This window comes from uncultured Ellagibacter sp., from assembly GCF_934617235.1.
Taxonomy (GTDB): domain Bacteria; phylum Actinomycetota; class Coriobacteriia; order Coriobacteriales; family Eggerthellaceae; genus Ellagibacter.
Genome location: NZ_CAKTTZ010000004.1, coordinates 1 through 25,235 on the forward strand (window position 1 = coordinate 1; position 25,235 = coordinate 25,235).

General features: G+C 59.7%; 17 protein-coding genes. 2 read left to right on the forward strand and 15 right to left on the reverse strand.

Annotated elements, in window-relative coordinates:
• The first annotated feature begins 369 nt into the window (after positions 1 to 369).
• Positions 370 to 1,488, forward strand: a complete 1,119-nt coding sequence (locus tag Q0G85_RS01395; RefSeq protein ID WP_297154033.1) for a C40 family peptidase — start codon at positions 370 to 372, stop codon at positions 1,486 to 1,488.
• A 287-nt stretch (positions 1,489 to 1,775) separates the two neighbouring features.
• Here the strand turns inward: Q0G85_RS01395 and putP are convergent, their stop codons facing one another.
• A complete protein-coding gene (gene putP, locus Q0G85_RS01400) occupies positions 1,776 to 3,338 on the reverse strand; it encodes a sodium/proline symporter PutP (RefSeq protein ID WP_297154035.1) in 1,563 nt (520 codons plus the stop codon).
• A gap of 297 nt (positions 3,339 to 3,635) precedes the next feature.
• Between putP and Q0G85_RS01405 the strand changes: the two genes are divergently transcribed.
• Positions 3,636 to 4,922, forward strand: a complete 1,287-nt coding sequence (locus Q0G85_RS01405; protein WP_297154038.1) for an aminotransferase class I/II-fold pyridoxal phosphate-dependent enzyme — start codon at positions 3,636 to 3,638, stop codon at positions 4,920 to 4,922.
• On the opposite strand, the gene Q0G85_RS01410 is transcribed toward Q0G85_RS01405, so the two are convergent.
• The 14 genes from Q0G85_RS01410 to Q0G85_RS01475 form a co-directional block, all read right to left on the reverse strand.
• Positions 4,898 to 8,533: an exodeoxyribonuclease V subunit beta gene (locus Q0G85_RS01410; protein WP_297154040.1), complete on the reverse strand. Its 3,636-nt coding sequence runs from the start codon at positions 8,531 to 8,533 to the stop codon at positions 4,898 to 4,900. The genes Q0G85_RS01405 and Q0G85_RS01410 overlap by 25 nt on opposite strands.
• Positions 8,534 to 8,536: 3 nt before the next feature.
• Positions 8,537 to 11,275 carry a PD-(D/E)XK nuclease family protein gene (locus Q0G85_RS01415; RefSeq protein WP_297154042.1) on the reverse strand — a complete coding sequence of 913 codons (2,739 nt, stop codon included), beginning with the start codon at positions 11,273 to 11,275 and terminating at the stop codon, positions 8,537 to 8,539.
• A gap of 289 nt (positions 11,276 to 11,564) precedes the next feature.
• Complete coding sequence (locus tag Q0G85_RS01420; RefSeq protein WP_297154044.1) at positions 11,565 to 12,779, reverse strand: hypothetical protein; 1,215 nt, start codon at positions 12,777 to 12,779, stop codon at positions 11,565 to 11,567.
• A 107-nt stretch (positions 12,780 to 12,886) separates the two neighbouring features.
• Positions 12,887 to 13,705: a class I SAM-dependent methyltransferase gene (locus tag Q0G85_RS01425; protein WP_297154145.1), complete on the reverse strand. Its 819-nt coding sequence runs from the start codon at positions 13,703 to 13,705 to the stop codon at positions 12,887 to 12,889.
• 1,002 nt (positions 13,706 to 14,707) lie between these two features.
• Positions 14,708 to 15,667 carry a DMT family transporter gene (locus Q0G85_RS01430; protein ID WP_297154046.1) on the reverse strand — a complete coding sequence of 320 codons (960 nt, stop codon included), beginning with the start codon at positions 15,665 to 15,667 and terminating at the stop codon, positions 14,708 to 14,710.
• Positions 15,664 to 16,596, reverse strand: coding sequence for a choline/ethanolamine kinase family protein (locus Q0G85_RS01435; protein ID WP_297154049.1), 933 nt, complete (start codon positions 16,594 to 16,596; stop codon positions 15,664 to 15,666). Before Q0G85_RS01435 ends, Q0G85_RS01430 begins: the two co-directional genes overlap by 4 nt.
• Positions 16,597 to 16,676: 80 nt before the next feature.
• Entirely contained in the window at positions 16,677 to 17,918 is a 1,242-nt protein-coding gene (gene eutH, locus Q0G85_RS01440; RefSeq protein WP_297154051.1) for an ethanolamine utilization protein EutH, read from the reverse strand.
• 69 nt (positions 17,919 to 17,987) lie between these two features.
• Positions 17,988 to 19,769, reverse strand: coding sequence for a phosphotransferase (locus Q0G85_RS01445; protein ID WP_297154053.1), 1,782 nt, complete (start codon positions 19,767 to 19,769; stop codon positions 17,988 to 17,990).
• Positions 19,770 to 19,869: 100 nt separating this feature from the next.
• Positions 19,870 to 20,712: a phosphorylcholine transferase LicD gene (locus tag Q0G85_RS01450; RefSeq protein WP_297154055.1), complete on the reverse strand. Its 843-nt coding sequence runs from the start codon at positions 20,710 to 20,712 to the stop codon at positions 19,870 to 19,872.
• Between the two features lie 39 nt (positions 20,713 to 20,751).
• Positions 20,752 to 21,879, reverse strand: coding sequence for a glycosyltransferase (locus Q0G85_RS01455; protein WP_297154057.1), 1,128 nt, complete (start codon positions 21,877 to 21,879; stop codon positions 20,752 to 20,754).
• A complete protein-coding gene (locus Q0G85_RS01460) occupies positions 21,879 to 23,252 on the reverse strand; it encodes a lipopolysaccharide biosynthesis protein (protein ID WP_297154059.1) in 1,374 nt (457 codons plus the stop codon). The genes Q0G85_RS01455 and Q0G85_RS01460 overlap by 1 nt, the downstream gene beginning before the upstream one ends.
• Positions 23,249 to 24,052 (reverse strand): phosphorylcholine transferase LicD, encoded by an 804-nt coding sequence (locus tag Q0G85_RS01465; RefSeq protein ID WP_297154061.1) that lies wholly within the window; start codon positions 24,050 to 24,052, stop codon positions 23,249 to 23,251. The genes Q0G85_RS01460 and Q0G85_RS01465 overlap by 4 nt, the downstream gene beginning before the upstream one ends.
• Positions 24,042 to 24,503 carry a DUF2304 domain-containing protein gene (locus tag Q0G85_RS01470; protein ID WP_297154063.1) on the reverse strand — a complete coding sequence of 154 codons (462 nt, stop codon included), beginning with the start codon at positions 24,501 to 24,503 and terminating at the stop codon, positions 24,042 to 24,044. The genes Q0G85_RS01465 and Q0G85_RS01470 overlap by 11 nt, the downstream gene beginning before the upstream one ends.
• The gene (locus Q0G85_RS01475) at positions 24,504 to 25,199 is read right to left on the reverse strand and encodes a glycosyltransferase family 2 protein (protein ID WP_296061865.1); all 696 of its coding nucleotides are present in this window, start codon (positions 25,197 to 25,199) and stop codon (positions 24,504 to 24,506) included.
• Between the last annotated feature and the right edge of the window lie 36 nt (positions 25,200 to 25,235).

A 25,235-nucleotide genomic window follows, 5' to 3' on the forward strand; every position in this document is an offset into this window, starting at 1 on the left:
TAGGATTCGAACCTAGGTAGACAGAGTCAACGGGTTTACAGCCCGTCCCCTTTAACCACTCGGGCACACGCCCATGATCGACGCTTAATTCATGTGTATTTATCAAGCTGCCGCTCGCTTTTTGCCGTCCTCGGCGCAGCGAGCAAGAGAATATTACGGTACCCACAAAAGGCTGTCAATACCTTACACGCCACCGGGCGTATCTATCCACTATTCCTTCGCAATTCACAAGGCATGCAGATTTTCCCCATTGCTGACCTGGTGTTATGAAGTGACTCCTCCCTCGCCTGCGAGGTTTTCCCCTACGTGTTATTATAAAGACGCTTTTGCCAAACGATAATCAGCATGCTCAACCAAGGAGGTTCCTCAGTGAGCGAGCATACAAACACACTCTCAAGGCGAGCGTTTATCGGTACAGCGGCAGCAGTTGGTGCTGTCACGATGGCCGCTCCGAATATCGCATTCGGCGCCACGGCTGCAGAAAAGCAAGCCGAAGCCGATGCCGTTCGCAACCAGTTGATCAGCCTGCAGGCTGACTTGGAAACGGCTTCAGACAATTATTATGGCGCGCTGGACGAACAACAGGCTGCTCAGGACGCCATGGCGGCGGAGCAAGTCAAAATCGACGACACGAACGCGCAGATTCAGGAGTTGCAAGGGAAGCTTTCTACGCGTGCACGCAGCATGTACCGCACGGGATCGGCGAGCTTCCTCGACTTTGTGCTGGGTGCCTCCTCTTTCGACGAGTTCACGTCAAACTGGGATCTGCTCACGCAGATGAACAACAACGACTCCGACATGGTTGACAGCTCTAAGCAATTACGCGAGGAGCTGCAGGCCTCGAAGGACGAGTACGCACGCCAAGAGCAAATCGCAGCCGATAAGGCCGCAGAAGCTGCGCAGATTCAGCAAGAAGTACAGGCGAAGGTCGACCAGGCTACCGAGCTTGTCAACTCGCTTGATGCCGAAGCGAAAGAGCTGCTCGAACAAGAGCAGGCTGCTGCGGCTGCTGCGGCTGCTGCAGAAGCGGCTGCCGCAGCAAATCGAAACAACGGTTCCGGAGGCGGCTCGAGCTCTGGCGGCGGTTCAAGCAGCGGCGGCTCTAGCAACAGCGGATACTCTGGCAACGGGGCGGATATCCCCTCGTATGGTTCGGTCGTCGATTACGCTATGTCGCGTATCGGTTGCCCGTACGTGTGGGGCGCGGAAGGCCCGAACGCCTTTGACTGCTCCGGGCTCGTTCGCTGGGCATACCTGCAAATTGGTATCTCCCTTCCGCACCAAAGCGAGTCGCTATATAACTGTGCCTCCTGGCGCGGCCCTGTCTCTGAAGCACGCCCGGGCGATGTCCTTTGGCGTAGCGGCCACGTTGGTATTGCGGTAAGCTATGGCGGATCGCATTACGTGCATGCCCCCACGTTTGGAGCCTACGTGCGCGACACGGATGCCCTTTCATGGTCGGGATTCACCCATGCGTTGAGGTTCTAAGTTCCCGCTCAGCATTTAGCATGCGTACTCGCCCCCGTTTCTTTAAACGAGAAACGGGGGCGCTCTTTTTTGGTGGACAGTTAAGATGCCTTGGCCGCGCAGACGCACAAGAAACGACCGTCGAACCGCCTTCAGCACTGGTCACCTGCCGTCCCGCCCGCCTTTTCCCTCCCTTAGAGGGAAGCGGATTTATCGCTCGCTGGACTTCGGGGCTTCGCTATCTCAAAAAAGAAGCGGCCCGCTGCTCATCGCAGGGGCCGCTTCGCGTAATGGGTTTTTAACAGGCGCTACACATCAAGATCCATGTAGGTGTCGAACTCCTTCTCGATTTCCTCGGAAGGCTTCTTCGTGAGCAGCGAGACCACGACAATGGCGATGCAGGCGAACACGAACGCTGGCAAAAGCTCATAGACGCCGAACCAGCCGCCGAGGGGCTTCACCAGGTTATGCCACGCGAAGACCGACGCCGCGCCGACGAGCATGCCAGCGATGCCGCCCTGCAGCGTGGTGCGTTTCCAGTACAGGGAGAACAATACGAGAGGGCCAAACGACGCGCCGAAGCCCGCCCATGCGTAAGAGACGACGCTGAAGATGGACGAGTTGGAATCCATCGCGATGAAGATGCCGAACAGGAGCACGGCGGCCAAGGTGAAGCGCGCGACGATCATGACCTGGCGATCGGTCGCGTCGCGCTTAATCAGGCCCTTGAAGATGTTCGTAGCAACCGCGGAACCTGAAATGAGCAGATAGGAAGACGAAGAGCTCATCGCCGCAGCGAAGATGCCCGAAACGACAAGACCGCAAGCAAACGACGGCAAGATCATGCGCGAGAGCACAACGAAGACGTTTTCTGCCGCGGACTGAGTGAGAAATTCCGTCGGGATGACGGCACGGCCGATAAGGCCGATGCACACCGCGCTCGAGAGCGACACGACAAGCCAGATCATCGCGATGATACGGGACTTCTTGATCTCATCGGAGTGGCGTACGCTCATGAAGCGCACGAGCACCTGGGGCATGCCGAAATATCCGAGACCCCAGGCGAGACCCGACACGATGGTGACAAGACCGTACTCCCCTGCCGCGCCGAACAGCGGCGCCCCGTTCTCGACAACTTGGTTACCAGCCGCGTCGAGAATCGGGCTTGCAATTTGAGTACCCGAGAGAAAGCCGGGGATATCCTGCAGGAAAGCGACTGTGTTCTCGACGCCGCCCGCCTGCGCGACGCTGCCGACGAACACCGTGGCAAGCGCGAAGAACATGAGCGTGCCCTGGATGAGGTCGGTCGTGCAAACGGAAAGATATCCGCCGACGAAGGTATAGAGGAACACGATGATGGCACCGAGCACCATCATCGTCGCATAATCGAGCCCGAAGAGCGTCGAGAACAGCTTGCCGCAGGTCACGAAGCAGCTTCCCGTGTAAATCGAAAAGAACACGAGCGTAATGATCGCGGCGATCGTCATGAGGATATGCTTGTTGTCGTGGAAGCGGTTCGAGAAGAAATCGGGAACGGTGATCGAGTTGTTCGCCACTTCGGAGTACTTGCGCAAACGCTTCGCAACGAACTTCCAGTTGAGATACGTGCCGATCGCGAGGCCAATCGCCGTCCACATGGCATCCGACGCGCCCGTGAAATACGCGACACCGGGAAGGCCCATGAGCAGCCAGCCCGACATATCCGAAGCCTCTGCCGAAAGTGCCGTGAGCCACGGACCGAGCCCGCGACCGCCGAGGAAATATGCCTCACTCGACGCGTTCGACTTCTTCGCATAGACGAAGCCGACGAGTACGACCACGATGAAGTACAAAAGCATCGCGAGCAGTACCCAAAAATCACCTGTAACCATTTTCATCCCTCTCCAATAGTCGAATAGTCGGATTATAGGGCATACTTTTCCCGACTAAAGTGATATTTCGGCTGCGGTGTAAACGATTCGCGAAACGGCGACACGCGAGGCGTCTTTATTAGCGGCGATAATGACAAAATTTACAGGCGTCGTCGCTCTTGAAAAATGCGCGTTACGCGAGGAAGCCAAGGATTTATTTCGATTGAAACTTGTCCCAAGGGGTATGCAAACGTATTATCGAGGGCAGACAGAATCGCGGTGGGGCCACGCCTCGCCGCATACGGCAAAGGATGTGAAATGACTGCATTCGAACAGATGGACCGCTCGGAGCTTGAACGCGAGCTCAATCGATTGAACGAGGAATATGCGCAGTTCAAGGCAAAGGGGCTTGCGCTTAATATGGCACGCGGCAAGCCGAGCACCGAGCAGCTCGATCTGAGTATCCCCTTGCTCTCCTGCATCGCGAGCGCCGAGGACTGTATCGCCGAAGATGGAACCGACTGCCGCAACTACGGTGTGCTCGACGGTCTCCCTGAAGCAAAGCGCCTGATGGCAACGATGCTCGATGATGTGCCGGAAAACGTGATCGTCGGCGGAAACTCGAGCCTGACGCTTATGGGCAATGCCGTCGCGCGATGCCTCGACTTCGGCACCCTCGGAAGCAAGCCTTGGGCCCAATACCCTGGCATCAAATGGATTTGCCCTGTTCCAGGCTACGATCGCCACTTCGGCATCACAGAATCTTTCGGTATCGAAATGATTCCCGTAAAAATGGACGAGAATGGGCCCGACATGGACGAAGTCGAGCGACTCGTCGCCGAAGACGATTCTGTGAAGGGCATTTGGTGCGTTCCCAAGTACTCGAACCCAGGTGGCGTCACCTATTCCAAAGAAGTTGTCCGCAGATTGGCCGCGATGCCCTGCGCCGCCGACGATTTCCGCATTTTTTGGGACAACGCCTACAGTGTTCACCATTTGAACCCGTTCAAGGCTGACCAGGACCAATTGCTCGATATTGGTGAGGCATGTCGCGAAGCGGGCAACCCCGATCGTTACTTCAAGTTCGCGTCCACCTCAAAGGTGACGCTCCCTGGTGCTGGCATCTCGGCGATCGCCGCGAGCCCCGACAACATCGCCGAGATTAAAAAGCGCATGGCTACAACTGTCATCAGCTACGACAAACTCAACCAACTGCGCCACGTGAAGTTCCTGAAGAACGCTGACGGCATCGCCGCTCATATGGAGAAGCACGCAGACATTCTCCGTCCGAAGTTTACACTCGTCGAAAACGAACTTACCATGGGGCTATCCGAGGTCGGCGGATGCTCGTGGACGACACCCCGTGGAGGATACTTTGTATCCTTCGATGCGCCAGAAGGTTGCGCAAAGCGCATCGTCCAGCTCGCGAAAGACGCTGGCGTCACGATGACGGACGCTGGTGCTACGTGGCCATACAAGCACGACCCCTATGACAGCAACATTCGCATCGCGCCCACGCTTCCCCCGCTCTACGAACTTCGCGAGGCGCTCAGCGTGTTCGTGTGCTGCGTGAAGATCGCTTACGCGGAGAAGCTGCTCGCATAGCGCGCAAGTATTTCTCCTTCGATTGCCGGAAGGTCAGCTGCGGTAAAGGTGTAGTTCACCTGCTGCGGCTGACCTTCTTTGGTATCGTCAGGCTGTTCCACGCGCACAAATGCGAACTGTGTGCATTCATAGCCCTGCATGAGCAACGCATAGGCATAGCAGAGCGCCTGGAGTCGATGCTTTTCCTGGAGTTGTAACGGCGTTTCCCCTGGCGAATCACCTGTTTTGTAATCCACGACAAATGCCGTGCGACTGTCTTCCCCGTCAGCAAGAAGGTCGATTTCGCCTTCCATGAACGGCGCATCATCGCTGTTCCCGACACGCACAAAGAAGGGGACCTCCGCCCGAAGTCGAGGAAACGAAGCGACATGTGCCGCGATGTCGCTTTCAAACCACCGAGAAAGCGCTTCGGAAAGACGCAAACGCTGAAGCTGAGATAGCCCGCAATGGCGTGCAAGCGCTTCGACATGCGTTTTATCCGGACAGGCGAGCGTACCACCAGCATCGCGCGCGCATACCGCCTGCTGGGCTAGCCTATGGAATGCAGTGCCTAAATCGGTCGCCTTGTCGGCATCCCCCGAAAGCGAAGCGCGAATCGCGTTCCATGCCGCATCGTCTGCATCCATGCTGTCTAGCGCATGAGAGAAATCGCTATCTTGAAGTACGTCCTCTTCCTCAGCGGATGAATCGGTGTCGTCGACAGTGGGACCGCTATGGGCGATCGACGAGTAACTGAACACCCCTGCACGCGACGAGGGCCACGGCTGTGCCGCAAGTTCGCTTGCGGGCGAAACTTCGGGAATATCGACAACCCGACATGCGGATTCGGAAGCGTCCGCATGCGACTTCCCTTCTCCCTGTTCAAAAGCCCCTTCTCCATCTTGAGCTCCATCGGCTTCATCATCGAGCGTCAAGTCGATTCGCTCTACACGAGCAGGCGATTCTCCCCCGAAATCAAGAAGGGTTACGCCTGTTTCGAAAGCACCGTCAAAGCCGCAGAGAGCAGACTCGACGCTTCCCCAGACGCTCTTTGCGAGACCCGTCGGATCGTCTTTCGTCGGTCTTCCCGCGATAGCGCAAATGACCGCCTCTTTTGCACGGGTAAGAGCAACATAGAGCAACCGGCGCGTTTCCTCGGTTTCGCCAAGATGTTCATGGCGCTGGATTGCACAACGAACATCGACTGGATTGTGGTCTTGGGGGTTCTCTATCAGCTGTTGGAAAAATTCGTCGTCTTCGGCCCCCTCGAAGGGGTTCACCGACATGCTCTTCGCGATGAGCTGCGAAGACTTCTCCTGGTAGCGAGCTACCGAAGCGCCCGCATCGAGCGAGATGTAGGTCTTCCCCTTAAGGGAGGTTCGCGCCAAACGCGAGGACCGAGCCTCGTCAGAGCGGATTTCCGCCACAGCGACAATAGGGAATTCCAGGCCCTTGCTTGCATGAATCGTCATGATGCGCACAAACTCACCCGATTTTGCAGAAAGCGAGCCTGGCGCCTTTTTCGCAATCTCGATTTGCGAGCGTAATTCAACCGCTGTTTGAGCAGGCCCGAAGCCACCTTTACGCTCGATATCGCGAGCAAGACGACATGCCTTGTAAACGTTCGCTGCGCGCGCTAATCCTTCTGCCCCTTCATCCTCAAGGCGCCGAAGCCAACCGGAATCAACGAGGACGCCCTCCATGATTTCGGACAAAGGGCGCACACGCACATTGGCGGCCGCCTTTTGAAGCGTTTGCACCGCCGCTTGAAGGCCAGGCGCAAGAGTGGTCCCCTCTTCGGCTGCCGCATATACCTTCAGACCAGAATCAAGCGAGCGACGACGAGAGATGCCATGAACCTCGTCGAAGCCCGTCGACAAATCGATAAAATCATCGGCGGTGAGCGAGAACATCTCGCTAGAGAGCACTTCGAAGAGAGCTTCAGTGTTTTTGGGATTGGCGATCACTTCGGCAAGTCGCACCGCAAGACCCACTTCTGGCGCTTGCCCGAAGATGGACCCTCCCGAAACAACGCACGAAAGACCCTGTTCGCGTATAGCGTCGGCGTAAATGTTGGCACAGCGCATCCCACCAAGCAGCACCACCATATCACCAGCCGAATGGCCCTCGGAAACAAGCTTCGCAAAGCGCTCCGCAATCCTTCGAGCCACCGTCGCGCGCGCAGTATCTGAGGGAACACCGCGAGGATAAGTGGTGAACTGCACTTCGATGCGTGGATCGGATCCCTTGTAGGGATGCTCAACGCGCTCGGGGTCGCGTGATGCAGAAAGCGACATGAAGGAGCGCCCGAAGACGGTTGGCTGGCTGAACACGCAATCGGCGAACGCGAGCACATCGACATGGCTTCTGAAGTTATCGTCGAGCGTGATGAGACCCGATTCGTTGTTTTCCGCCACCGAAGCAAGATGCCGGTCGTAGACCGAAACGTCCGCCCCGCGGAAGCGATAGATGCTTTGCTGCGCATCGCCGACCGTGCACAGCCGCTCGAAGTTCGCACCCGCCATTCGTTTGATCATGTCCACTTGGAGTTGATCGGTGTCCTGGAATTCGTCAACCATGATCATCTTGAATCGGTCGGCGTACTCTGCCGCGACATCTGGGTGCTCGCTGAACATGCGCGATGCCATGGTGAGCAAATCGTCATTGTCGAGCATTCCCGCTTCGCGCTTACGTCGACGGTAAGCATCGAATACGCGGCTCGCAAGATCGACCACCTCGCGCATGCGCGGTTCGGCAACGGCAAGTCGCGCCTCCATCATGAGGGAGAAATACGCTTGCGCCGTCTCAGTGGCGAGCTCCTTGTATTCCGGCGTACCAAATGCGCAGGTGGGAACAGGGAAAGCGTTAAACAGCGGCAAAAGCTGCTCAGGGGAGATTTCTCTGCCTTCTCGCTGCGCCGCTTCAAGTTCCTCGAGCGCATCTGCCGTGTTCTCGAGGAAGGCATCTCGGCGCTTCCCCGGCTTTTGCGCCTCGCACATTGCCATGATGTCTCCCGCCAAAGAGGACATGCGCGCCATGAGCTTATAGGGCGATGCCGCAGGAGGCGTGAGGACGATAGATGCCATGCCTTCGGGGCTCGCCTGCGCTGCGATGACGAGTTCGCGAACCATGCCCTCAATGCTTGCAGCAGAAGTCGGTCCGTTTTGCCGAGCCGAGTATTCCTCGAAGAGCGCATCGTAGTCGCCGGGCGAAGTCAGGTCATCCTCAGAGCCGAGCACCTCCTCAAGAGATGCATCGAGCATATCGTTTGCGGAAGATTCGTCCGCTACTGCGAAATCGGGATTGATTCCCAAGTCAAGTGCATGGGCGCGCAACATGCGGGAACATGCGCCATGAATGGTGGAAATCCAGGCAGAATCGACTAAAAGCGCCTGATCGGAACGGCCGCAAGCCTTGAGAGCACCCTTTACGCGCGATTTAATCTCGCCCGCCGCCTTCGAAGTGAACGTGATAGCGAGCACCTCATCGATGCTGGAAACGTACCCGCATTCGAGCGCATGGACGATTCGCTGGGTGAGCGTGAATGTTTTGCCGCTGCCCGCGCCAGCGGACACCGCCACAGGACCAACGAGCGTGTCGACACATTTTTGCTGTTCGGGAGTGAGAGCCATAGCCTATGCCCTTCTTTCCGCGCATGAGATCACCGGGCACCATGCGCATGCGTGAGGGCTTGCGGGATTCGGGCGCACATCGCCTGAAAGCATGCGCTCGACGCCTCGAGCAACCTCCTCCTCGGTTTGGTCGAGCAGGTCGGCAAACGACTGGCCGTTTTCGGGAACCACTTCGCATTTTTCGTGGCGCATGAAAGGCAAATGGGGCGCCTCGAGTGCGGCTGCGTCGTAAGCGCCGGTAACTGCACATCTTTTTCCATAGCGCACATAGAGCGCGCCGACGGGATTCAGCCCGAGCGTTCGGCGGACCACCTGCGCATAGATAAGCGCCTGCACCTTGCCAAGCCTTCCCTCTTCCCTTACAGCGAGCTCGTGCTCGGGAGAGATGGATGCCTTGTAGTCGAGCACCACGGCACGGCCGGCATCGTCAATATCGATACGATCCGCTGTTCCTACAAGCATATGGCCTGCGTATTCAACCGCATCACCTTCCGCGATACCGTATTCAAGATAGGTAGGATGGAATGTCGGCAGAAGCGCAGCCTCATAATCGAGATAATCGAGCAGCTTTCGTTTGAGGGATTCCATCTCGCGCCGCTCAAGCTCCGTCGTGGGAACAAGACGGTTGTCGGTAGGCTTCAATTCGACTTGACGCGACTCGTGCCTCGCGAGTATGTCGCGCATGATAGCGCGCGCAGGCTCGAGCGTCTCGAACGTCACCTTGGGGGCAACCTCATCTTGGAAATGTGCGTAGAAGCTCTTGAGCACACCGTGGGCGAAATCCCCCATCTGCAGCGCACCGAAGCCTTCGTCGAGGCCTTCAAGGCGAAGGCGACGCTGGGCGAACCACTTATAGGGACATTCCAGATAGCTTTCAATCTGCGAAGGCGACAGGCACGGCTCGTCGATCACCCGGCCTTTCACCACGCGAGGCAGCACGACAAGCGAACGCTTCGCAGCCGATACCTCACCTGGTGCAGGAAGCTTAACCGTCTCATGCGGCAAATCCCCATCCGTCAAGACGGCGTTCTCCACAAGGGATTCCTCCCCACGCTCGATGATTCCCTCCTGCAAGCAAGCAGGCAGCATGAAAGCGTTCTTGATGTCGTCGGTCGCAGACGGGTCTTCCCGATAGCAGTCGACGAATTCCTCGAGAACGGCAGCGGGGTATGTCGGGTCCGCATCTTCATCGTTCAAGCAACGTACGATAAGGAATGTTTCGCGAGGCGCCGATGACAGGGCGACAAACGAGCGGCGCATGCGCGAGAGAGCATCGTCGGCCTGATGGATGCCCAGTTTGGCAAGAAGGGTCGAAGCGGCATTGTCGGAATCCGAAGCGGGAAAAGCGGCGCTCGTAAGGTCGCACGCGACGGCGAGCCCGCAGGATGCGGGAGGAAAAGCAGCCGCACGGCTATAATCGATGAACACGATGTCAGCAGGCAGGACAGAAAGGTTACTGCCGCAGGATTCTTCATCAGCAGCGACGCCTAGCGAGCGGGAAGCATCGACACTCGAACGACCAAGAAGGGCTATGAGCCCCTGCATATCAAGGTCGGCAAGACGAGCCGCAGCAGCAGCATCGCGCAAAGCCGACATCGCCGCAAGCTGCTCGCGGCGCCAGGCCTCGGGCCTATGGATCATCGAGCGCACCGCGTCCTCGAGTTCGCCAAGCAGAATATCGGCATCACGATCAGTCGCGATATCCTCCATCGCCTCGAACAAGCGGCTTCTTTCGCGCAGCACCGACACAATGGTCTCTCGGTCAAGGAGCCGATTGCCGCGAACCTGGGCATCAACCGAATAGGCACCTTCTATGGACAGCCCCGAAAAAGGCGAGAGGAGAAAATCGGTGAGATCGCTCGACAGCCAGGCCTCCGACGTGAGAAAACTCCTGAGCGCGAGCATTGCAGCTCCGAAATCAGTTCGAGCGAAGGGGACGCTGGCGCGCGCCGCACACGAAAGCCCCGCTTCCGCAAGGACAGAAGCGAGCTTCTCGAACAGGGAAAGGGGATCCTTGCAAGCGACAATCGCCCCCGAATGCCCCTTCGCGCAAAGGGCATCCCGCAGAATCGCTGGTTCCGCATAGCGACCAGAAGGGAAGGCGAAGCGGACGGAAATGCCGTCAGCCACACACCGCACGCCTTCCCCACCAGGTGCTTCGTGAATCTCGCAATCGATAAACGGACAAGCATCAAAAAAGGCACGTTCCTGCTCAGTCAAGGGCGCTGCGTTTTCAACGAGCACGCGCAGCGGCCGCTGCGGCAGAACGCCTGGAAGCAGAAAGAGCACTTCCCCTTTCAAAGCGCGCCCAAGATCGCGCAGCTCATCACGAACCTCGGCGCACAGGCGCAGTGCGCGGCTCTGGGCCAAAGATAGCCCGCAGTCTTCATCGCGCTTTGCAAGCGAACACGCCCCGTCGAAAGAGGGGATGCCCGCGCCCTTCTGAAGGCACGTGGCCACCACATGGGCATACTGTGCATCGTCTGGATGCTTCGAGCACAGCGCCGCAGAAAGCGCCTCCACTTCGAGCGCACTCGCGAGAACCCGTCCGTCTCCGAAGAGTTCCCACCAGTCCGCAATCCAGGCGCTAAACGTGGTGACTGTCACCCCGAAAAGCGCCCGAGGACCGCCCTCGGCAGCAACCCGTTTTCGATAAGAAAGCGCCTCAGCATACGTTGGGAGCAGCACTACATCATAAGGAATATGTTCGTTCGTATTCATGGACTCAGTATACACGAACATATGTACCAATTAAAGGAAATCGTGAAGTTTCTTGCCGCATTCCCGCCAGACCGGCGGAGTCACCTAGCCTCAACAGGCACGTCTGACGACGACGCTGCGCGAAGGATCGACCCGGGTTTCGATATCGTGGCTTCCGCAGTCGGGACACGTGCGCGAGCCCTCACCCGGCACAAGTACACGTCCGCAGGTTCGGCAAGCGAACACAATGGCAGGAACACGCACGCCATTGCCAACCCTGAGCCCCTGTGCTTTAATGGCAACCTCGTTTGGAACCTTCATCGCAAGCTCCCTACAATCCGAACAGGTGGTCGGCAGTATCTTCCATGAAAGCGTCCTCGTCGAGCGTCCAGCCGACATCGGTTTTGACAAGCGAGAACATGATGAAGGCGGAACCGGAAGCCGCATGCTCCTTCGCCGATTCCGTCGCTGCAGCGACCTGCTGCTTTGTAGGAGTGCCCGATCTCTTGCCGAGCGACCTCGCCGCATCGTCTACTGCCGAGACATAACCATATACAGGGATGTTCGTGCAGTCAGCGAACACGTCGGCCGTACCATCAGTGTAGACGAAAACGTCGCTGTCATCGATCGTGAACGACACCCCATCGATGAGCCAACGCGCAAGTTCCTTCGTGTCGACGCCCGCATCGTCGGCAGAAAAACCGAACTTATTGGCGTATTCCTTGTTGATTCCTTGCGAAAGGTGCTCGACGATTCGCTCCCTCGAGTCGAGCGACGCCAAGGCATCGCGTGCGCACGCAAGCGCCGCAGCCTCATCAGCGGCATCGGAAGAGAAGCTGTACGTGAGGTCGGAGGAGTCGCCCTGTCGTTCCGAACCCGACTCCTCAAACCAGCTCGAGTCCTCGCCGTCGAGCGAATCGAAGACATCCCCCACGCAAGACGCCACGCATCCCCCAATTTGGGAGAGCAAGATAAGGGCGATGATGATGCCGAAAATGGAGCCGAGGCAAGACTTCTTCTTGGGGGCATTTTCGGAGGCAGCAGGCTTTTTGCCTTCCACCCTCGCCGTCGCTTGGGGCTTTTTCATTCCCTTCCCGAACGCGTCTTTCGGCCGCGCCGACGTCGTATGGGCGATGGTTTGGCGCAAGCGATCGGAAACCCCCTGCGGATGGGGATGCTCGTCCAAGAAGGGCGCCGCTGCAGGACGCCTTCCCGCCCCTGAGGAAGAAGCAGGAGAAGCAGAGCGCGACGCCGATTCTCTCACCTGCGGGGAAGTATCCTCACGCGCACGACTCGCCACCGAGGGAGAACCCTCGCGAGCTGCAGGGGCGCCCGTCCCCGCCGTGGCGGCAAGCTTCCTCGCTAGATCACGGCGACGCGCCTCGATGCGCTCTTTTGCAGAAGCTTCCCGAACGCAAGCCGAATCGCTATCTGCAGACTTCCCCGGCCGTCCAGCGGGAGAAGCAGGGGCAGCAGGCTTTGCCGGAGAGGCAGGCACAGCGGGAGCTGCGGGAACGCCGTAACCCTTGTCGTTCTTGTCTGCCATGCACTCACCTTTCGCCTACGTTCATTACATGGAAAACATTATACGGTACGCACTCCGCCGCACGAAGCCGCGCACGGCAATCTTACGTTGACACGCGAGAGACGCGTTTAGAGCGGCTTCCAGCAAAGGACAGCCCAGCGCGTTTCCTGGGTATAGTCAAGCATGACCCCGCCGCCAGGGCGTTCTTTCACATGCTCGTCGAAGAATGCGTCGAGCAGGGGACGCTCTTCAGGCTTCACATCCGCCGCCTTGGCGAGAAACGCCTTAAGCTCGTCGGCGCTGTCCGATTGCGGCACGCGCGGCACCTCGATATAACGAATCTCAGGGAGGCGCCCGCTTCCCAGCAGGTAGTTCAGCAGCACCGCAAAGTCCCTCGCAAGCTGGGGCGGCGTGATCTCACGGCCCAAGGCGCGCTGCACACGAGCATCGATCCACGAAACCTCGCCGCAAGCCGTGGTGATCACAACACGGCTTTTCGCCTTGGATTCGAGCTTGGCGACGGCGTCTTGGATGTCATGGGTCGTAAGGGATCGCGACGAGATCGCCACATCCGCCTGGGGAATCCCCTCCCAGCTCTCCTGCCACGCGCGACGGAAAATGGAGAAGCGGTCCTCGACGCCAGCCGCCGCCACAGCCTCACGCAGCTCACCCAACATGCCATCCGAGAAGTCGACGGCCACCACATCGTGGCCCTTTTTCGCCAGCGGGACGCTAAGCACGCCGGGGCCGCATCCCATGTCGAGGATGCTCTCGCCCGGCTCAAGCGCGAGCAGCTCGGTGAGCTGAGCCAGATACCCGCTGCGCAAGTTCTTGTGGGCGTAGCGCGGTGCCATCTCGTTCCAGCGAACTCTGAGCTCATCAAGGGTTTTATCGGCGTTTTTGTCGGTGCTCAAGTAGAAATCGCACCATTCCTGGGCAGTGGGCATGCTCTGCAAGAGAAGCCTCCTTGTTGGTAAAGCTACAGCATGCAAAGGCGAGCGACGCAAAGCTGCCAGTTACATGAAGCTGCGGACGGAGAAATAATCCTACAGCGGATATGATACCCAATTGCGCATCATTGCGCACGGAAAGCCCTCGAGAAGGGGCTCCCCCGCCCGCGAGGCCTTCTTCTTAAGAATCGAGGTTCGTGGACAAAATTCGTCGATATGCGAGTCTGGATGGGCCTTATGGCATTCGCCTCGCAGGCTGGTCAGCTTGCAACCTGGGCTTTCTCCGCTGCGCCGCGCGAGAGGTGCGCTCGGGGAGCTACGACGACTCACATATCGACCTTTTTTGTCCACGACAAGTCGATTTCGGGAAAATAGGAGGGGGAAGCCTGTGGGCTGTACTGCCGATTCGCCATCGGGGCAAGCTCGCAGGCTTGAGTGAGTGCATCAATCAACTACCGCTGACGGCTCTATCGGCGGCACGGGCAACGACAGAAGCGCGTTCGACGCGGGATGAGCACATAGCGAAGTGGGCGCGTTGCGAGGCGGGCGACTTACAAAGAAGGCGCGTTGCGAGGCGGGCGCCCCGAGGATAACCCGCACCTCCATTTTAAGTTCGGGAAATGGGGGTGCGATTATGCGCGAACGGCTTTGAGGAAAAAGCGAGATATCGAGGCAAGATCCGAAGCCGTCAGGCCTTTCGGGCTCGAACGAAGCTCTAAATCGACGGGAAAAGCCCTCCTCTTCAAGGAGCCCCATGAAACGACTGCCCTATTCATACCACGCGTTCAGAGACAAGGCGTAGCTAGCCATGAACGGGAAACAGGCAAGTTGCACATACGAGCAGAAAGCGGTGGCAACTGCCGTGGCGGACAGCTAGATAGCGAAGGCAGCATGAACCGGCCGCGTGACCTCGCGCCCCCGAAGGCCCCGCGCGCCTTGCCGCACGACCTCGCGCTCCCGAAGGCAGCACGCCCCCCGGTCGCGCAGCCGCGCCTCTCCCTACGAGGCGTCCTCGGGCAGAGGGGTCTTCTTGTGACCGAAAAGCTCGTCCCAGTCGCATGCCGCAAGCACCGTCCCCGCCATGATGACCAGGCAGCACACGATCTGCACGACGGTCGGTACACTCCCCAAAAGCACGAGCCCGAACACAACAGCCCAGGCAGAATACGTGATGTTGAGCGCCATGCACCGCGCCGCACCGATGGTCGCGATACCCTTGTAGTAGAACAGGTACGACGCCGCGCCCGCAAGGCCGGAAAGCACCACGACAGCCGTGGAAATCGACGGCAGCGCGCTCGCCGTGAACGCCCAGGCGCCAAACGCAGGCAGCACCACCACGGCATACACGAGGGCGGAAGTCGTCTCGCGAATCTGGAGCGCCGTCTCGTTGTCGACCGCGTCGTCGCGCATGCCCCAAGCGCACAGCACCGCCTCGCTGCCCCATCCGACGACGCACACAATCGCGCCGCCCAAGCCGAGCGCCGCATTCCCGACCGTCGAATCGCCCGAAGTGGCATAACCCATCACCATGACGCCCGCGAGCGCACAGGCGAGCGCGACGAGTTGACGCGGCCTCATGCGCTCCTTCAACAGGATAAACGCCATGAACGTGCCAAACGCTGGATAGAATGCGGAGATAATCGCGGTATAGCCTGCGCCGATGTTGTTGATGGCGATCAGGTAGCCCGTCATGCCCAAAGGTCCGCCCAGAAGCGCACCGAGCATGACCACCTTGCCGCTGCGAGTCTTTAAGGCCCGAAGCGTGTCGCGCAGGCGACGGCGCACTCCCATGTAGAGAAAAAGCCAGATGGCGCATGCCGCATCGTGCATGAAGGCGCTCGCAATGGCGGCAAAGGCGATGGCCTCCGGCGTGCCGATGAACGCCCCCATCGTGAGGGCTATTCCCAGGATGACGGTGTCCAAACCCCACAGAAAACCACTTGCGATACCGAACCTCATGCGATGTCCCTCTCCTCTTTTTGAGCGATTCCTTCATAACCCGAGATCACGCGGTCGAAATAGCGCAGCGCATAGCTGAGATAGATTTCCTTCCACTCGCCCGCGCTTCCGCCGACAGCCTCCTTGTAGAGCGACCACAAATACCAGCACCATCCAGCAAGCGCCACGAACGCGAAGTTGTGACACCGCTCGGCAAACGTGGGAATGCGCCCGAAGTAAGCTGCAAGCGCCGCGTCGGCCTCGGAGTTGGAAAGCTGACAGCACACGGTGAAAGTGCCGAAATCGTGCGCGTAATCAGACATGCCGGCATATTCCCAGTCGATCAGGTGCATGCGATCGGAGCGGTCGATGAGGATATTCAAGTTGAAGAAGTCGTTGTGCGTGAGGCAGACCGGCGCGCCGTCGGCATGCGCGAAGGCGGCGACGCGGGCGGCCTTCGCGGCAAGCTCGTCATAGCCGGGCACCACGATCGGCCCCAGCTCGCGAAGGAGCGCGTCGTAGCGCTGCCCCTCCTCGTAGAAATCGAACGTACGGCTCAAGCGCGCGCCGCTCTCGTGGAGTGTGCGAGCCATGCGCATCGCACAAGCGACCTGCTCGGCATCGCGCGCATCGAGCTCGCGGCAATCCACGAGAAAGCGAGAGAGCTTCCATCCCTGCTCGACGTCTTCGTGAATGAACGTGCCGTCAAGCCCGATCGATCGCGCGAGCTTCAGCGCCTCGGCCTCGGCTTTGCGATCGATGAGGTCTTCGGTGCCCACGCCCGGCTGACGATAGACGTATTCGCCTTCCGACGTAGTGAAATGCCACGACTCGTTTGTCAGGCCCTGCTTGAGCGGCCAGATGTCGGTAATCTCATCGCGCTGAACTCCCAGCACCGATGAAATATGCGCATACGCGCCCGCGGGCAACATGCCCGGTTCTTGCTCCATACCCACTTGTTCTCCCCAGACTTAGTAGGTTACTAATCATCGAAGGTGGCTCCCGAACGAGACGCCGCCCTTTCCTTGCGTTACTCGGCAGGCTCCATCGCGCGCTTCTCGTCATAAAGCACGTCTTCGCCCGCTTCACGCTCGAGCTGCTCGGCCTTCTTCACGGCGAGCAGGTTCGCGAACACGATCGCGCAGATGCCGGCAGCAAGCTTACCCGCAAGCACCACCACGATCAGGTTCGGCTGGAAGTTCGCCGTAAACGACAGGTGGTCGCCGAAGAGGAACGCGCAGCACACGGCGAACGCCATGCAGATGACCTTGTCCTTCGCGCGCAGGTCCTTCACCATCGAGAAAAGCGCGAGCACGTTGGCCGAACCCGCGAGCAGACCCGCCGTCGCATCGGAGGACAGGCCCACCGCACCGCCGATCTTCGCGAGCGGCTTCGCCAAGTAACGCCTGATGAGGTACACCATTGGGAATGCGCCGCAGAGCATCATGCCGATGGCGCCCGACACCTCGAGGGCACGGAAGATATCCTCTTCGTCGGCGATGATCGGGTCGAACCCAAAGCTTCCGAAAAGCGTCGACCACACGCCCGTGAAGTACTCCACCACCACGAGCACGAACACGATCTTAAGCGCGCTTTCCATCACGCGGCCGAACACGATGAATCCCTTGATCATGGCGTCGGGCTTGAACTTGAGTCCCGCCGCAAGTGCCACGCAGATGATGATAAGCGGGATGAGGTTCACGCCAATCTGCCCCCACGAGAGCGCCAGCTGATAAGTGGCGTCGGCGTTGGTGGAAACGATCTCGCGCACCATCGGATGCGATACCGCAATGATGGCCGAGGACACAAGCACGCCGATGGGGATGGCGAGAAGGCCGCTCATCACGCCAAGCGCCAGGTACTTGCGGTCGCGCTTCTCGAGCATCTTCAGCGCCACAGGGATGGAGAACACGATGGTCGCACCCGCCATATAGCCCGTGACCATGGCCATGATCCAGCTTTCGCGCGTCTCAGCGAGCGCGTCGGCAAGCTGATAACCACCCATGTCGACGGCGATAAACGTGGTCGCCGCCATCGCAGGGTCTGCGCCGACAGCAGAATACGCTGGGCCGAAAACCGTGCTCACGAATGCAGTGAGATACGGCGCCGACGCCATGATGCCCGCAACCGGCAAGAAAATCGGGCCAATCGAGTCGATGCCGGCGACGAACTGCTGCCCAAGCTCGCTTTCGGGCTTGATGACACTCGCCAAGCATCCGGCGATTGCGCACGCCATGATGATGTAGACCACAATGGTTCCGATAAGTTCCACGAGCTTCCTTCCAATCAATCGCAAACGTCGCCCAGTCGGCGGGCAACTTCAACAAAATGCGGATGCGCCTTAAGCGACCTGCTCAGGCGCCGATCCATAAAGATCGAGCGCTAGCGCCGAATACTTCTTCGCCGTGCGATACCACAGATAGAGCCACTCTCCCACCGGGTCGCCCGTCGATTCCTTGTAGAGCGCCCAAACGAACCAGTAATACGCAGCAAGGGCGACATACGCCAAGCAGTGGCGCATCTCGGCATCGGTCGGGGTCCGCCCGAAGTAAAGCTCGATCGCATGGCGGGCCTCATCGAGCGAATAATCGGAACAGCAAATGAATGTTCCCAGATCGGAGGCATAATCCGACATCGCCGAATACTCCCAATCGATAAGATGCATCTCGTCGCCGCGCACGAGAAAGTTCGGGCTGTAGAAGTCGTTGTGGCACAGGCACGGCTCGACGCGGTCCGAGCGCACGAACGCATCGAGCACCCCGGCCTTGCGTCCGAGCTCCTCGCGATCGGGGAACGACGGGTAGCTCTTCCGGCCGAGAAGTTCCACGATTCCCACCGCGTCGCGGTACACGTCGAAGGACCACTCGCTTTTCTCGCCGCTGTTGTGCAGGCGGCGGCCAAGCTCCATCGCTCGCTTGACGTGGTCCTCGTTGTGGTAGTCAAAGGGAACGCAACCCTCGATGAAGCGGGAAATCTTCCAGCCCTCGGCGGGGTCTTCGTAGATGAAAGTGTCGTCGATGCCGAGCTTCTTCGCGATACCCTGCGAAAACGCCTCGCTTGCGCGGTTGATGATCTCATCGGTGCCCACGCCCGGATGGCGATACACGTACGGCACACCGCGCACCTCGAAGCGGAACGACAGGTTCGTAAGCCCCTCCTTGATGGGCACGATGCCCTCGACATCGCCGCGCGAGCATTCGAGCACGCGGCAGATGTTGTCGAGAATCGCGGAATCGACGTTCTCGATAAAGTCATGGTCGAATTCCTTCAAGTCCGCGATGGAATCGAACTCATAGATCACGCCCGGCTCGTAGGGTCGCATGACCATGCGCAGCTCATCGAGGTGCGCGCGATAGATGTCCTCCCACAGCTTTCCGGCGGTTTCGGGCAGGTCGTACTCGTCAACGAGAATGCGCACGAACGTCTCGGAGAACGCGCGGTCGAAATAGACGTGCCCGAGCATGCCGTACTTGTCGCGGCCGCCGACGGTCACACCGGTGATGCGCCCGTCACGTGCGGTATCGAGCAGATACTCGTTCGTTTCGCCCGCGAAGAACACGCCAGGATAGTATGCCTCGAACACATACGGCTCGAAGACGTTCTCGGTGAAATAGTCGTCCGACGAGCAGACGTAGGTGTTCCCCAACTTCTCGCGCACGAGCATGAGGGTGGAGTTGTTGTTGCGCACGGAGTAATCCGCATTCACGCGGATGGTCACGCCGAACTTGTCCTCGAGGTAGAAGAAGGCTTCCTTCATGTAGCCCACGACAACGGTGATGTCGGTGATGCCCGCCTCCTGAAGCTGGCGGATCTGCCGCTCGATGAGGACCTCGCCGCGCACCGTGAGCACGCCTTTGGGCTTCTCGTAGGAAAGCGGCGCAAACCGCGAGGAAAGGCCTGCCGCCATGATGATGGCGTTGTCGACCTTATAGGGCGAAAGCGCCTCATACCCCGCGCCGGTCACGTAGAAGTTGTCAGCAAGGCCCTCGTCAACGAGCGTGCGATACGCCGTGTTCACCGTCCCAAGCGACAGGCCGGTTGCCGTCGCGATGTGGCGCTGCGTATGGACGGCTTCGTCGCGCAGCGCGTTGAGCACCTTGAACGTGCTTTTCGTCAATGTCATTAGAATACTCCCCAGTTAGTAATTCGAGGAATGATTCTAATGGAATACGTTCAGTTTTGTAAAGATTCAATCAAGAATTGAACAAATGCAGGTCAAAAGCTTAGGCGTACGGCCCGAAATCGAGCTCGACGGGCGCATGGTTGCGGCGTGCCTCAACCGGGGGAAGCTCGCGCCACTCGCCGTAGAGCTGGTGCAGGAAGGCCTCGGGGTCGGCGGGCGCGGGGAACTCACATCCCTCGAAGGTGACGGTCGAGGTCGGAAGCATCATTGAGCGCGCGTAGGGCTCGTAGGTCGCATACGCCATGACGACAAGATCATCCGAGGCAAGCGCGGGGTCGTTTCCGCAGGTAGCAGCCTTATTGAAGCGCGCCGTGACCTTCTCGTGGGGATACAGGCCGCGCGCAACGAGATGGGCCGCGCTGCAAGCCATGCGCTCGATTGCGCCGAGCGCACCCTTGTGGGGCACGACGATGCTCTTCGCATGGGAAAGATACGAGACGCTTTGCCAGAAGCGGCAGTCGCGTCGCTGCTTCGCCGCCGTCGCCGCGTCGGAAGAAAGGGCGTCATAGGGCAGCAGGTCAACGAAAATTCCCTGGTCAAACCCTGCCTCAATAGTCTCCTCCGTCGCGAAGCGCGTGCCGCGCAGCCACACCTTGCCAAACAGCGCCGCCTGATGCGGGTTCGTCTCGGGGGTCGACACGACGTATTCCTCCCCCAAAAGCGCTGGTGCCTCGACCACAAAGCGGTCGTAATCCGCGCGCGGCATGCCCAGATCGATGTCGTCGTCCCACGGAATGAAGCCCCCATGGCGAAGCGCCCCGAGCACCGATCCCGAATCGAGGAAGTACGTGATGTCCAGCTCGCGGCAAACGCGGTCGATTTCCTTCAAGATGCGCAGCTCGAGCAGCTGGAGCTTCCTTAAGTCCTTGTCTTCATATTGCATAGCGTTCTCTGTCCTACCTGCCCGAATAATCCCTACAACCTACCATTGCGGACGAGACCCCGCCGCCGCGGCCTCGTAGAACGCCGCAAGGCGCGCTGAGGTGTCGGCGATGTCGAACCCGTGCGCGCGAACCTGATCGCACGCGTCACTGCGATCCGATTCCGCCGCCTCCGCAAGCATCCGCACGCACTCGCCAGCCCACGCGTCAGTACCTGCAGAAAGCGGCATGCGGCGCGCGCGGTCGCTCACCACGGCAAGCTCGGGCACACCTGTCGAAGCGATGGTCGGAAGCCCCGATGCCTGCGCCTCGACCACGGAAAGCGCCAGCCCCTCGTTCACGGAGGGGAACACGAACACATCCGCCGCGCGCAGGAGATGCGGCACGTCGTCGATCACCCCGAGGAAGCGCACCGCGCCTTCGAGTCCCAGCTCACGAGCACGCTCTTTCAAGGCTCCCTCGAGCTCGCCGCGTCCAGCGCACAGGAGAACCGCGTCGGGAAGCTCATATTTCACCTGGGCAAACACCTGCAGGAGGAACTCGTGGTTCTTCACGGGAATCAGGCGGCCCGTATGGCACACGACAGGCCGGCCTGAAAGTCCCATTTCGGCTTTCGCTTGCTCGTGCGAGACCTCGTCGCACGCGTAGCGCGCCATATCGATGCCGTTTGGCACAATGGCGAAGTGCTCGCCTTCCACAATCGCGCCCCCGAAGCGATCGAGCCCCGCCTCCCTCGAACACGCCATGAAGTAGTCGGCGACACGGCGCACGGGATGCGCGGCAACGTTGAAGGCAAGTCCCGCCAGGCCTTTCTGGTAATTCTGCGCATGGCTGTGGGCAATCGCGAAGGCACCCGTGCGCTTCGCCTCCGAAAGGTAGACAGGCGCACACGAGCCGATATGTCCATGCACCACGCGCCACTCGGGGTGCTCGGAGAACAGCGCTCGAACACAGCGCCGATAAGCAGCCCCATTCAACCCCGTGAAGCGCGGCACGCGGAAGAAGCGCCCGCCGAGCCGCTCGATTTCGGCGTCGTAGTCGCCTTCGCGCTGCTCATGCACGAGAAAATCGAACTGGATGCGCTCGCGGTCCATCGCGCGGTACAGGTTCATCACCATGGTTTCCGCCCCGCCGCGATCCATCACGCCGATCACCTGCAGCACGCGCATCAGCAAGCCTCCTTAGCATCGCCCGCACTGTCCTTCGCAACATCCCCCGCAGACCCGATAATGTGGTCGGGGCCCTTCTTCACAACTTTCACCAGAAAGAACAGCAGAATTGCCACGCCGGCAAGGCATGCGCCCGCGCCAGCGAAGCTCACGCCGTTCATGTCCCACGTATCCACGCACAAAAACGTGAGCGGGATGACGGCGAGAAACGCGACGACGTTGCCCACGAAATTCGCCCAGAAATGGCGCAGCGTGATCAGCAGGTCGCCGAAGAACCAGAGAAACGCAGTAGCGGCAGTGGAGAGGATAATCGGTTGCAGCAGGTAGACATAGGGCACAATGCTCTCGCCGAACAAAAGCGCAAGCGCCCAGGCACCGATGAACTCGAGCACGATCGCGCAGGCAACCGTAACGCCCACGATGCCCGCGACCGTCTTCCCCAAAAGCGCCACGAAGCCGCGCGTGTCCCCCTCGAAGAACAGCTTCGGGAAGATGTCGAGCAGCGGCCCATAGAGATACTGCGCGCCCATCTGGATGACGAGTGCCGGCGCAGCGACCGAGGAGTAAATGCCGAGTGCCGCCGAGCCCACCGTGAGCGCCAGGTACTGCTTGGGAATCGCGAAGATGGCGCTCGCCGCCACCGAAGCGATCACGGCGGGAAGCGAGGTCTTCAAGAAGAAGAGCGCCTTCTTGCGGGAAAGCGAGATGCGCACGCGCTCGAAGCGCTGGCAATGCGGCAGGTCGAAGGCGAAGAGCACGACCGCCGCGGCGACGAGCATAGCGACGATCGCCGCATCGAGGTTGCGCGTCGCCCAGTAGACCACCACGAACGCCACGAGGGTTGATACGCCCTGCAAGATGAACGACTTGCCGATGTAGTCCATGCGGCGGTTGATCTGGTCGACCCCGTGGAGGATGTCGATCACAAGCCCCACGCCCTTGAAAGCGTAGAAGAGCGCCACCGTGATGAGCGCCTCGGGAGCGCAGGTGAGCGCCGCGTATATCATGCAGGCAACGAACGCGCCCGCAAGCGTGAAGCAGCGGAATCCCATGTACTCGCCCACCGTGTTTTCGCGGCGGATGTCGGAGATTTGGTAGGTTCCCATCTTGTAGTTGGCGAAGGTGCCGAAGATGCCCACAACCGACATAGCGAGCGAGAGCAGACCCGCATCGTCATAGCCCGACGACAGGCGCACCACGAAGATGGCGGTGAACCACTGGCAGGCGAGATAGGTCATGGAACCGATGGAGTTCCAGATCATGTTCGCCTTCACGGAAAGCTTCTCGGGTACCTCGCCTTCCGCCTTCATGTCCGCTTCGAGCACGTCATCGGCCTGAGGCGCGGCCTCCCGAGGCGTTTTCGCGTCGCTCATAGGCGATAGGCTTCCATGACGTGCACGGCGCGATCGGACTCGGCGGGCGGCGTGCGCCAGTCACCGTATTCGATGGAGAGGACTTCCTCAGCCCCGGCGGGGGCAGTGTACTCGCGACCCTCGAACTTCATACGCACAGGCTTGAACAGGGATTTCGGGTAGGTCTTGTCCAGGTTTCCCTCGCCGAGGATATCGATGACGCGGTCGGCGTCGGGCGCGTTCATCTCGCGCGCGATGCCGTCGAGCTTCGCCGCGAGCTTGTAGAGGTCGGCATGTTTCGCAAACGGGCACACGATCTTCTTCGCGAGACGAACAATGGCGCTCGAACCCACCGTCGGGTCGGCGACGGCGAAGCTGCGCCAGAGCCCCACGCGGGAGTGCTTCTTCAAAAGGCCCGCACATGCAGGATCGTAGTTTTCCAAGGGGAAGATGTCCACCCACACGCCCGTGGCGGCCTTCTTCCCCACGAAGTTCTCGTAGATGACCGTGGTCGTGTCGACGATCTTCGCGAACTGGTAAATCGACGACTCGTCGCGATAGGACACAAGCTTGAAGCGCTCGGAGGTGCGCCATTCGTTGAAGTGCTCCATGAGCAGCTCGTATTGGTCGCGCATCATGACGATGTCCATGTCGTCATCCCACGGGATGAAGCCCCCGTGGCGCACGGCGCCGAGAAGCGTACCGTAGCCCAAGAAGTACTCCACGCCATGGGCGGCGCATACGCGGTCGATCTCGTCCATGATATCGAGCTCAATCGCCTTCATGTCGTCGACGGAGAGGCGCTCCATGCTAGTTTTCACCTGCGCCTTCGCTCGCGGGGGTGCTCGTGGTGGCGCTTGCGGGGGTGCTCGCGGTGGCGTTCTCGGCCGCGCCAGCGCCAACGTTCGCGCCCGCGCCCGCTTCCGCATCCGTGTTCTCGATAGCGTCCAGCTCGGCAAGCGCCTCGGCCTGCGCGAGCGCCGCAACCTTGTTGCGCAACTGCGAGAGCTCGACGGTGGTGAAGAACTCGCGCACGAGCAGGATGGCGATGATGGCGAGGAACACGCAGTTCGACGGCGATTCGATGCCGAAGATGTTCGAGAAGAAGAACGCGATGTGCGGGAACACCGCCAAAAGCAGGATGACGAGCGCGAAGATGAACCAGAACGTGCTGTCGGCGATCTTCAGCTCGGAGTGGCGGATCTTGCGCAGGACGTAGATGAAGACGAGCAGCGCACAGACGATGAGCGTGATTCTGAATAAGAGGGTCATTTACTTTCTCCTCCTGAACCATTGCACGATGAGAATGGACAGGCTGATGCGCAGCATGTAGGACACCGATTTCGTGAAGTTGAGGTAGCTCTCGCCAGCGGTGCGCTCGCGCATCTCCACCTGCATCTCCTCCACCTTGTAGCCATGGCGCATGAGAAGCGAGATGGTGTCAGGCTCGGGGCCGAAGTCGAGCTCGTTGGCGAACAGCGGGATCATCTTCGAGTCGAACAGGCGCATGCCCGAGGTGGGATCCTGGATGCGCTTGCGCGTGGTCACGAAGATCATCGCCGTGATGAGCGCCGAGCCCGCCATGCGCGCTGAGAAGGGCTTCTTGCAGTCGGCGAAGCGCGACCCCACGACCACGTTCGCGCCGGTCTCCTCCGCGACCTCGACCATGTCGTCGATGTAGGCTGCGGAATGCTGACCGTCGGCGTCGAACTGGATAGCGTAATCGTAGCCGTGCGCGTACGCGTACTTCATGCCGGTCTGGAACGCCCCGGCAAGACCGAGGTTCACCGGCAGCGAGATCAGATGATAACCCCGCTCGCGGCAGATGGCGGCGGTGCCGTCCTTCGAGCCGTCGTTCACGATGACGTAATCGACGTCGGGCGCGTTCTTCCGCAAATCCTCGATCGTCGATACGATGTTCTCCTCTTCGTTATACGCAGGTATAACGGCGAGCACTCGTTTGTTCATAACCTTCCAACCTGATACCGTGCAGCCCCTCGAGCG